Genomic DNA, 10,197 nt, shown 5'->3' on the forward strand with positions numbered 1-10,197 from the left:
CATCAGGGTCTGCTTAGCGGGTGTAGGTTCAGGGATAGCTTTGCACTTCGAGCAAGACTTTGCACGCCGGCGCGAACGCTTGAAGTCCCAGGGCCATGGCAAAACTCCGGTTAATAGGAGCAGCAGGCACAGCACTGACGAGTTTGGGCGGTAAAGCTGACTTTCGCTGCGCCTACAAAGAGCAGGAGCCGTCGCTTCGAAAATCTCGGCCGTTCTGTACGACTAAGTACAACCACTCACGCAGTCCGGCCTGCCCTTTGGGTGGGCCGGATGGTTTCATCTGCAGATTGTCAGGTGAATTGATACCAAGGCGTGCGGGGCAAGGGCATTCGGGTCGCCACGCTGGCTTGCAACTGAGCCGCCGTCGTTTTCAGCGCATCAATGACAAATTCGCGCCGGTTGTCGATCAGGGCGGAAGCAAAATGCGGAATCGTCAGCGACGCGATGACCGATTGACCCATTCCATGGCGAATGGGAGTTGAAATCTCGCTTATGGCGTTGCTCTCGGGGCTGCCGAGCGAGATGTAGTTCTGATCGGCGCAGACTTCCGCTTGATCAGAAAACTCTTGCAGCGACACCGGATTTTCACCTGATGCTATTTTGCGAAGATAGGCCAAGCGATCTTCGCGTGATGCAATTTCCGAAAGAAAACACGCCCCGGCGGATGTCGGAAACACAGGCGTTGTGTAACCGACTTGCACCGTGACACCATAGTTTTGAGACGACGAGACACTGTTGATCACAATCAGCTCGTCTTTGCCATTTGGCACCCAAAGGTGGTTGGACAGTTCGATTTCTTCGGCCAAACGGTTCATGTAAGGTTCAGCCAATTCTGCGAGTTTGCTGTTATCTGTGCGGTCTCCACCCAGCAAAGCGAGCTTTCCAGTTAGTTTGAACAGGTCACCTTCCTGACGATCGATGTAACCGCGTTCCTCCAGCACGATCATCATGCGGAAGATTTCGTTTTTCGAACGGCCAATACCTTGAGCAAGCTGAGACAGGGTAGGGGCAGTGTCCGACAGAGAAAGAAACTCAAGAATATCCAATCCCTTCTCCAAAGCGGGAGCGGAGTATTTTTGGAGTTTCGTTTTTTGCTCGGACATTCGCGGCACCTTTTTTCGAAGCTTTCTCAAAAAAGACGGCAGGGGCGCAAGCCCCTGCGTGTCCGACCGGCCACCCCGACAGGGAGGAGAAAGGAAACCGGTCTGATTGTTTTTTTACAGTCCGTTCTTCTTCAGGATTTCACCTGCGTTATCGGCAGTGATTGCCTCGGTGCCCATAACGACCGACTTTGGCACTTCTTCACCTTTCAGGTGCTTCAGGGCCTGACGCAGTCCTTCGGCGCCCGGGGTCGGGTACAGGAATGTGGCTGACAGTTCGCCGTTGGCAACCCAGGTCACGCCTTCACCTGGCAGGGCGTCAACACCAATGAAGATGATGTCATCTGCGCGGCCCGCGTCTTTGGCGGCCAGATAAGCGCCATAGGCCATCGGATCGTTGTGGCCATAGACCATGGTGATGTCCTCATAGTTGCGCAGGGCGGTCGACATGATGTCGTACGCCTGATCTTGTTTCCAATCGCCCGATTGCTGATCGAGCAGGAAGGTCACGCCTTCTTCGCCGTCAAAGGCCTCGTGGAAACCGTTGGCGCGGTCATGCGCGGCCTGAGTGCCCAGACCACCCCAGATTTCAACAATGGTGCCTTTGGCCACACCTGCGCCGCCCAGTTGGTCCAGCGCGAACTTACCGGCTTCGCGGCCGATCAGTTCGTTGTCTCCGCCAACCCACTGGACGAACTTGTCGGTGTCCACGTTGCGGTCCAGAACGAAAACAGGGATACCCGCGTCGGAGGCCTGTTCGACCACACCGGTCAGACCAGCGGATTCCTTGGGCGAGATCAGGATCGCATCCACTTCCTGACGGATAAAGTTTTCGACATCCGCCACCTGCTTTTCAGTGCGGTCGTTGGCGTCCGCGATGATCAGTTCGACGTTGTTGTGCTGGTCAGCTTCGGCACGCAGGTCTTTGTTGAACTGGACACGCCAGGGCTCAACTGTAGTTACCTGCGAAAAACCGATCACATAGTTGTCAGCCGCAAGTACCATCGAGGCCGAAAACGAGGTTACGAGCGCGGTGGCGACCATCAGGCCCTTGCCAAATGTTCTTCTTTTCATAGTCTACTCCTTAGTCATGATGCGGGTTTCTCCAAATTCCCGCGTTCTGATTGCTCTAACCTTGGTCCGCCAAGATCTGAGGTTAGAGCCTCCTCCCTCTGCCGAGGCGCTCTTTCGCCATGACAAAGATCTCTTCAAATCGCCCTTCCTGAAGCAGGACGGCGACCACGATAATGATGCCCTTGAGCACCAGCTGCGTGTTGCTGTCGATGTTGTTGAGTTGCAGGATGTTGCTGAGGAAACCAAAGATCAGCACCCCAACAAAAGTCCCCATGATGGCACCACGACCGCCCATGAGGCTGGTGCCACCGATCACAACGGCTGCGATCGCATCCAGTTCCAGTCCCAATCCGGCATCCGGTTTACCCTGCCGGAATTGCGCCACATAAAGCACCCCAGCGAGTGCCGACAGGCCCCCGGCCAACGCGTAGGTGATGATCTTGTTGCGACCCACATTGATACCAGCCAGACGTGCGGCCTCTTCATTGCCGCCGATGGCCATAAGGTAGCTGCCAAAAGTGGTGAACCGTGTGATCAGGAAAAAGACCAACAGGACGCCAAGGAAGAAAAGCCCGGGTACGGGCAGGACGCCCCACAGCAACTCACGCAGCACTTCGAAACTTTCCGTCGCATTGCTGCCGGTGTAGACCGGGTAAACAGCCGTATCTTGCCCGGCAATGACGCGCGCCAGACCCAGCGCACCCACCATCATCGCCAGCGTCACGATAAATGGTTGCAGACGGCCATAGACGATCAGCGCTCCGTTCACCGTGCCCATGACGGCCCCGATGCAAGGCACCACGATCAGCACGGCCAGAACACCGAATTTCGGCATGACCTGTCCGGCAAGCCAGACCATCACGCCAATTGCGATTGCAGCCGCGATCAGACGGCTCAGCATCCGCGACGGCGCGCTTGTTGTCGCTGCTGTTTCAGAAGTACGGTTCAGGTTGCTTTGCACGAAAAAAATCAGGGCCGCGATGGTCACAAAAAGGACAATCCCGGTCGCAGGAACGCCGAAATAGCTTGCGGCGGTCCAACCTTCCTGTGTGAGCAGCATGGCGCAGATCACCGTACCCAAAGCCATGACAGAGCCCACGGACAGATCGATGCCAGCGATGAAAATCACCATCGTCATCCCAACCGCGACAATTCCGGTGACCGAAACCTGACGCAGGATGTCCGTCAGGTTCCCCAATGACAGAAAGATGTTGTTGCCCTTCGAGGAGAGGGGCGAGGTCAGCGCACCAAACAGGATCAGGGCGAACAGTCCCCAATACAGTTTGGTTTTGTTCAAGAGCTGCATGAACATTGCCGCACCTGGGCGGTCTTGTTTCACTGTCGGGCTGTTGGGTTCCATAACGGTCATGTCTTTTCTCTTTTGTGGGCCGGGGCAGTTAGCGGAACTGCATCGCCAGGGCCTTGATTGAATCCACGGACATTTCTTTTCGAGACAACTCTCCGGCCATCTGGCCTTCGCACAGCACAATCATGCGGTCACAGACGGCCATGAACTCAGAAAGCTCAGAACTTGCGAACAAAACCGAGATACCCTGATCCGCCAGCCGTCCGACCAAGGCATAAATTTCGTCCTTGGCGCCGATGTCGATACCACGTGTGGGCTCATCCAGCAGAAGGACATGGGGCTGCGTTGCCAGCCATTTGCCCAGAACCACCTTTTGCTGATTGCCCCCGCTGAGCTTGCCAACCGGATGCTCGGGGCCGGTTGCCGCAACCTTGAGTGTTTCGATGGCCTTAAGTGCTTGTTTGCGTTGTTCAGCCTCGGAAAATCGCCCAAAACGGGACTGCAAAGGCATCAACGGCAACGCCACGTTTGATGAGATTGAGCGATCAAGGATCAGGCCGTTGCCCTTGCGATCTTCGGTGATCAGTGCCAACCCGTTGCGCACCCCGTCCTGAGGTTTGATGGGCTGCAGTTGATTGCCTTCCAGCGTTACTTCACCCTGATAGCTGGCTCCTCTTGCGCCGAACAATGTCTCCAGCAACTCAGTCCGACCCGCACCCAAAAGTCCGCCGATACCCAGAATCTCTCCGCGCTTGAGATCAAATGAAACGTCGTCCAGCACTTTGCGTTTGCCGTCCCAGGCCGACAGGTTGGCGACCTGCAATACGGTTTCATCTGTCGCCGGGTTCTGGCGTTCAACGGCGTTTATCTCGACCGTGCGACCGACCATCATGCGTATCAGTTCGGCTGATGTTGTCTCGGAGGCCAACCGCGTGCCGATCAGGTCACCATCACGTAAAACCGTAACCCGGTCCGAGATTTCAAACACTTCATCCATTCGGTGCGAGATGTAGACGACGGCAACCCCCTGCAGAGCCAGGTCACGCACAACTTCCATCAGAATGTCAGCTTCGGCCTGCGAGAGGGCCGAGGTGGGCTCGTCCATAATCAGCAACCGCGCGTTCATCAGCAAAGCGCGAGCAATCTCGACAAGTTGCTGCTCGCCAACGCGCAAGTCTTTGACCGGGGTGTCGATATCCAAAGTGAACCCAAAACGAGCCAACGCCTTCTTCGCCTTCTCCCGCAGCGCTTTGCGGTCGATGAATGTGCCAAATTTCCGGGGCTCATGCCCAAGCAGGACGTTTTCGGCCACTGTCATTTCCGGGATCAGGCTGAGTTCCTGATGCATGATGACGATACCGTGCTTTTCGGCATCGCGCGGTGCATCGAATTCTACGGTTTCACCATCAATCTGGAATTTCCCAAACGTGGGTCTTTGTACACCAGAGATGATTTTGACCAGCGTGCTTTTCCCTGCGCCATTCTCGCCCATCAAAGTGTGGATTTCGCCGCCGTCGAAAACGAGGTCGACATCCCTTAGAACGGATACGCCTGAAAACGACATGCCAATCCCGCTGAGGGACACTGTGATCTGGCTTTCGGTTCCTTGTTGCGCACGCAGTGCGGATTCTTGTTTCGCCATCACAGCGCCTCCCTTCGCCGATCTAAACGATTCACCATAAAAACGGTTTCATATACGAAACCATAAGCATTGGCAAAGCGTCAATAGGTATTTTCCCTGGAGCGAATAAGGAATTGTTTGGGTGCCTGATCCGACCTTGAAGTCGGCAAACATAGTGCAGGTTTCGAACTTTCTAAACCTTCTTAGTGATTTGTTATTTATATTAATAATTGGAGTCTTGCGTTTATCTTGGACAATTTAAGGCAAGAAAAGCCACCACTGAATTCCCACCCGCTTGCCTTGATCGTCCGACTAACATTACTCATTTTGAGTGTTTCACCAGTGAAAATATTTTGGGTATTTCTCTCGACAGTGCGAAGTTAGTCGATAACTTCGCAGCCGATTTCGAAGGGAGCTTTCTTGCGAAGAAACTTGCTGAGATCGTTCGCGAAAGGCGGTAGCCAACGACGGCCTTAGGCCGTTACTTCTTTCGGACGTCCGGGCGGGAAGCGGACTTTCGCAGCACCTGCAAAGAGTAGGATTCGTCGCGGGGAAGCGGACATCCAGTTTGTGCCATGACAGCCAAATTGGTTGGACTACCAGAAGTGCACGCACTGTCGAGATTTCGTGACATCCGTTAGACTGCGAGCAGGAGGGTTCCATGCAGCGCCGACTCGCCGCGATCATGGCTGCCGATGTCGTTGGGTATTCGTCGTTGATGGGCAGCGACGAGGCAGGGGTATTGTCCGCTCTCAAAGCTCTGCGTTCAGAGATTTTTGATCCCGCAATCGCAAGACATCACGGGCGCCTCGTCAAGGTGATGGGGGATGGTGCCCTTGTCGCATTTGCTTCGGTTGTCGATGCCGTAACCTGTGGCGTCGAGATCCAGCGGGCAATGGCTGAGGCTACTCCGACCCTGGCCAACGGATCGCAGTTGCGGCTTCGGATCGGTGTAAACCTCGGTGATGTCATGATCGCTGATGGTGACCTCTATGGTGACGGGGTGAATATTGCCTCCCGCATTGAAGGTCTGGCTGACCCGGGTGGCGTCGCGGTGTCTGAGAGTGTCGCACGTCAGGCAATGGGCAAAGTAGATGCCGAATTTGAGGATCTCGGCCTGAAAAACCTGAAAAACATCGCTGAACCGGTTCGGGTTTTCCGCGTCATGTCCGGCAGAGCGCCCGCATCTAAACGGCGATCGAACAAGCTTCCATTGATAACCGGTGCATCGGTGCTAGTTGGTCTTGGGGCTGTCGGCCTAATAACGTGGTGGATCGGCATTGATAACGAGCCGCCCGATGCCATGACCTTTGATGAATCTGCTCTGATGTCAGAGCCAACAGGTCCGACCGTTGCGGTTCTACCATTTCAAAACCTTAGCAATACGGACGCCCGCGATTTATTGGCTGTTGGTATTGGCGAAGACATCATCGTTGAGCTAGGGAGCTACCAGGACCTCAACGTACTGTCCCGCCAATCCACCCATTCCGTTGGACCGGACGAAAGTGACCCGCGCAGTATCCGGCAGAAATTCGGCGCTGACTATGTGCTGGAAGGTTCTGTCCGTCAGGTTGCAGATCGTCTGCGCGTGACAGCGCGACTGATAGACACAAGCTCGGGGTTCCAGGTCTGGTCGGACGCGTATGACGAAAGCCTCACGACTTCAAATATTCTGGACGTACAGCTGAACATAACCGAAAAAGTGGCCTCGGCTGTGGGTGACGCGGGCGGAGCAATCAAGCGCATTCACGCAGGTAATGCGCGTGCGAAACCTCCGGAACATCTCTCGTCTTATGAATGTTCCCTGCTGCGCGTTGGTTTCCTGAACCGACGGGATGTGCAAGAGCGCGTCCGCGGCTGTATCCTGCGGGTTGTCGAAGACGAACCCGAGTATTGGCGCGGGTGGGCGCAATTGGCCGAGGCACTGCTAACGGATGTGAAGCTTTTCACCGGGCTGTATCCAGGGACACAGGATGAGAAAATCCAACGCGCGGAAGAGGCGGCTCGGAATGCGGTGTCGCTGAACCCGCTTTCTGCCCGCGCTCACTTCCTTCTGTCGCTTGTGCTTCAGATTCAACGCGATCTCGACGGGTTCTTCTCGTCTGCTGAAACGGCGCTGACATTGGGGACAGATCGGTATCTGCAAGGGCAGATCGGCTATGAGTTCATTTGGTCCGGGCGTCTGGATTTGGGGGCCGCGCTCGTCGAAAATGCAATCGCGCTAGACCCAAATGCAGCAGACCCAAACTGGTATCAGGCGCTGGCCGAGTATCATTTCCTGAACGGGGATTATGAAACAGCGCTGAGCACTTATCGCAAGGGGGCACAGCCGGACATTTGGTGGTCGGTCTCAATCGAAGTCGCAATTCTGGCTGAACTGGGTCCGCGCGACGCCGCCATTGCAGCACGGGACAGGCTGAACAAAATCCGTCCGGGTATAAAAATTGCTGACATTGTCTGGATGTATCGGCGCTTTGCGCGCCCGGATGAACACATCCTGCCTTTCGTCGAAGCCTACAGAGCTGTGGACATGCCCGAGGGGCGGTTTGCCCCGCTTCAGGATAGTGAAGGCTGACCGACGGGGCGCGGTACGGCACAGAATAGTGCCAAGTCTGGCACCGATTTTTATTCGGGCACGCCCGCCTTTTGCAAACTTGCCAACCAGATCCGCCGGTTTTCTGGATGGTTCTTCGATCCTGCGAATTGCCTGCGCATCGCTGAGATTGACAGTTTAGGGTTAATCCCGAGCGCATCGTTAACTGCCTCTTGGGCATCGTCTTGCCTGCCCATCTCGGCAAGAGTGGCCGCGCTCAACAAGTGATGAAACAGCCGCCAAGTATTGCTTGTTGCCACCGTGCCCAACTGCCGGGCTGCGTCAAGCGCTTCTTCGTAGCGCTCCAGATGAAACAGGATGTGCCCTTGGTAGAAGTACATGTTTTGCAACATCGGATCGCGTGGACTTAGCCGGATTGCCATCTCTATCTCGGGCAGGGCAAGGTCCTGCATACGGAACCAGTCATAAGTGTGCGCCAATTCCAGCCGGATACGCGCGTCATTGGGATTGACCGTGACAGCGCGTTCGAGATTTGCGATGGCTGGATCGGCCTCTCCGGTAAATCGGTAAATATAACCAAGCGCCGCATGTGCCTGCGCGTCCTGGTCGTCCAGTTCAATTGCCCGCTTGGCCGCCTCAGTCGCGGCAATCAACGTGTGCTGAGGCGTATCTGACCACTGAAAGAAGAATATCGTTCCCAGCGCGCGGGCTAACAGGCTGTGCGCTGCCGCGAATTCCGGATCCGCAGCGATGGCGGACTGTGCAAACGTCACCGCGTCCTGCTGGGCCTCTTGCGAAAACACGGCCTGCCGCGCCCGACCGCGTAAATACAGGTCCCATGCACCCATGTCCTCGGTCGGTTTTTCCTGCGATCGTTCTTCGCCGGACTGATATATCTCAGGCAATAACTGGCCCGCGATGGCTCGACTGATCTCGTCCTGAACGTCAAAGACATCCGTTACCTGACGATCAAAAACCTCGGCCCAGATGGTTTCGGCGCTGTCGACATCAATAAGCTCTCCGCTGATGCGCATTTGACCATCGGCCCGGCGGACACTTCCGCGAACCACAAAGCCAACCCCAAGGTCGCGCGCGACTTCGATCGGGGTTGCCTGATCCTTCGCGTACGAGAACATCGTTGCGCTGGACACAACGAAGAGTTCCCGGTTCCGCGACAGATGCGCGATCAGGTCTTCGGTGAGACCATCGACGAAATACTGACCCGTTCTTTCGTCCCCGAGATTGTCAAACTGCACAACGGCCAAAGAGGGTTTCCCGGTGTCCGGCAATCGCTGCCATTCAGCAAATATAGAGAGCGACAACAAAGCGATTGCCAAAGCCAACAGAACGCCCGCAACAAGAACGCCGCGTTTGGGAGCTTGAGTAATGCGCTCAGGCGGCTCATCCGATGTAACCGGTGCCACAAATTGGAACCCGCGCTTTGGAAAGGTCTTGATGTAGTCTGAGCTTGCCGCAGTATCGCCCAAGGCCTTGCGCACGGATCGAATGCGCGTGTTCAACGCGGCATCCGTGATCGCTGCGCCGCCCCAAATCTCGTCAATGATCTCTTGCTTGCTGACAATCCTGTCTCGGTTCCTGACGAGAAATTCCAGCAATTGCAGGGCCTGAGGTTCCAAAGCAACCGGTTTGCCACTGCGGTTCAATCCCTGTGTCGGTTCAAGTTGGAACTCTATGAAACGGTACATACTCAAACCTACACTCCGCCATGTCCCTGGCTCAACGAAGTTTGCGGATTGTCAGATGAATGTCAGAAAAAATCAGATTCCGATCAAGCCCGGCGCGTTCGCCCGGCGTAACGTTTCCGGGGGTTAGCGTTCCGTAGCATTACTCAAAATAATAAGGAGATTGGATATGGCCCAACTGAAAAAACTTTGCATCGCGGCTTCGGTCGCTCTGGCGGGGAGCACTGCATTGGCTGAAACGGATCTTGAGGCGGCGTTGGATAACGGTGCCGAGCGCCTCAATGCCGATCAGATCGCAGAGCTCTTGATCGGAAATACTGTCACAGCCACCTCTGGAGAGAAGAGATTTCGCTTTTTCTATGACCCCAACAATATCGTGAGCGGAGAACTTACGAACGGTGGATGGAACGGTGCCGGCGCATTTGCCATCACCGATACGGATAAGGTTTGCGTTTCCATGGCAGCCGACAAGGGGCGCTATCGCTGTATGACAGTTCTACGTGTCGGGGACACGGTCCATAAGTTCAGTGCCGACGGAAAGAGAACTTTCGAGCTGCACAGCTTTGAACCGTCTACCGGTCTCTGAGTTTCGGTTTCAAACTGGTTCTGACGCTGGACCTGCCATTTTTCTGGCTGAGGAGAAATGGCAAGCACGAAATCAGCTGCCCTGTTCTCCATGCGCGGTGAATGTCCGACTTGAGCGGAAATGGTTTGTCATAGGTCGAACACTTCCGGTGTCCGCTAAGGGCCGGGCGTATAGCCTTAGATTGGAGGCACGGCACGCACGGCGACCAACTGTCTGGCCGCCACCCTTTCACGATGTATCATATACAGCCCCG

7 protein-coding genes are annotated in these 10,197 nt (G+C 55.4%); 2 read left to right on the top strand and 5 right to left on the bottom strand.

Features of this window, described 5'->3' with window-relative positions; translation table 11 throughout:
• Positions 1-290 precede the first annotated feature (290 nt).
• From ACRZ95_RS17895 to ACRZ95_RS17910, 4 genes are all read right to left on the bottom strand, one after another.
• Positions 291-1,103, bottom strand: a complete 813-nt coding sequence (locus ACRZ95_RS17895) for a helix-turn-helix domain-containing protein (RefSeq protein WP_170680233.1) — start codon at positions 1,101-1,103, stop codon at positions 291-293.
• Between the two features lie 114 nt (positions 1,104-1,217).
• Complete coding sequence (locus ACRZ95_RS17900; RefSeq protein ID WP_170680231.1) at positions 1,218-2,174, bottom strand: substrate-binding domain-containing protein; 957 nt, start codon at positions 2,172-2,174, stop codon at positions 1,218-1,220.
• 82 nt (positions 2,175-2,256) lie between these two features.
• The gene (locus ACRZ95_RS17905; protein ID WP_480555328.1) at positions 2,257-3,543 is read right to left on the bottom strand and encodes an ABC transporter permease; all 1,287 of its coding nucleotides are present in this window, start codon (positions 3,541-3,543) and stop codon (positions 2,257-2,259) included.
• A gap of 28 nt (positions 3,544-3,571) precedes the next feature.
• Positions 3,572-5,122, bottom strand: coding sequence for a sugar ABC transporter ATP-binding protein (locus tag ACRZ95_RS17910; RefSeq protein WP_170680229.1), 1,551 nt, complete (start codon positions 5,120-5,122; stop codon positions 3,572-3,574).
• A 640-nt stretch (positions 5,123-5,762) separates the two neighbouring features.
• Here ACRZ95_RS17910 and ACRZ95_RS17915 point away from each other — a divergent pair.
• On the top strand, positions 5,763-7,676 hold the full coding sequence (locus tag ACRZ95_RS17915; RefSeq protein WP_170680227.1) for an adenylate/guanylate cyclase domain-containing protein: 1,914 nt from the start codon (positions 5,763-5,765) through the stop codon (positions 7,674-7,676).
• Positions 7,677-7,726: 50 nt separating this feature from the next.
• On the opposite strand, the gene ACRZ95_RS17920 is transcribed toward ACRZ95_RS17915, so the two are convergent.
• Positions 7,727-9,361, bottom strand: a complete 1,635-nt coding sequence (locus ACRZ95_RS17920; RefSeq protein WP_170680225.1) for a winged helix-turn-helix domain-containing protein — start codon at positions 9,359-9,361, stop codon at positions 7,727-7,729.
• A 166-nt stretch (positions 9,362-9,527) separates the two neighbouring features.
• Between ACRZ95_RS17920 and ACRZ95_RS17925 the strand changes: the two genes are divergently transcribed.
• The gene (locus tag ACRZ95_RS17925) at positions 9,528-9,944 is read left to right on the top strand and encodes a hypothetical protein (RefSeq protein ID WP_170643200.1); all 417 of its coding nucleotides are present in this window, start codon (positions 9,528-9,530) and stop codon (positions 9,942-9,944) included.
• Positions 9,945-10,197: the final 253 nt, after the last annotated feature.

The organism is Ruegeria sp. AI3, from assembly GCF_056541245.1.

Excerpts from the sequence above, each read along its gene's own strand:
- ACRZ95_RS17915 (WP_170680227.1), top strand. The coding sequence starts at position 5,763 with ATGCAGCGCCGACTCGCCGCGATCATGGCTGCCGATGTCGTTGGGTAT.
- ACRZ95_RS17895 (WP_170680233.1), bottom strand. The coding sequence starts at position 1,103 with ATGTCCGAGCAAAAAACGAAACTCCAAAAATACTCCGCTCCCGCTTTG.
- ACRZ95_RS17920 (WP_170680225.1), bottom strand. The coding sequence starts at position 9,361 with ATGTACCGTTTCATAGAGTTCCAACTTGAACCGACACAGGGATTGAAC.
- ACRZ95_RS17905 (WP_480555328.1), bottom strand. The coding sequence starts at position 3,543 with ATGACCGTTATGGAACCCAACAGCCCGACAGTGAAACAAGACCGCCCA.
- ACRZ95_RS17900 (WP_170680231.1), bottom strand. The coding sequence starts at position 2,174 with ATGAAAAGAAGAACATTTGGCAAGGGCCTGATGGTCGCCACCGCGCTC.
- ACRZ95_RS17925 (WP_170643200.1), top strand. The coding sequence starts at position 9,528 with ATGGCCCAACTGAAAAAACTTTGCATCGCGGCTTCGGTCGCTCTGGCG.
- ACRZ95_RS17910 (WP_170680229.1), bottom strand. The coding sequence starts at position 5,122 with ATGGCGAAACAAGAATCCGCACTGCGTGCGCAACAAGGAACCGAAAGC.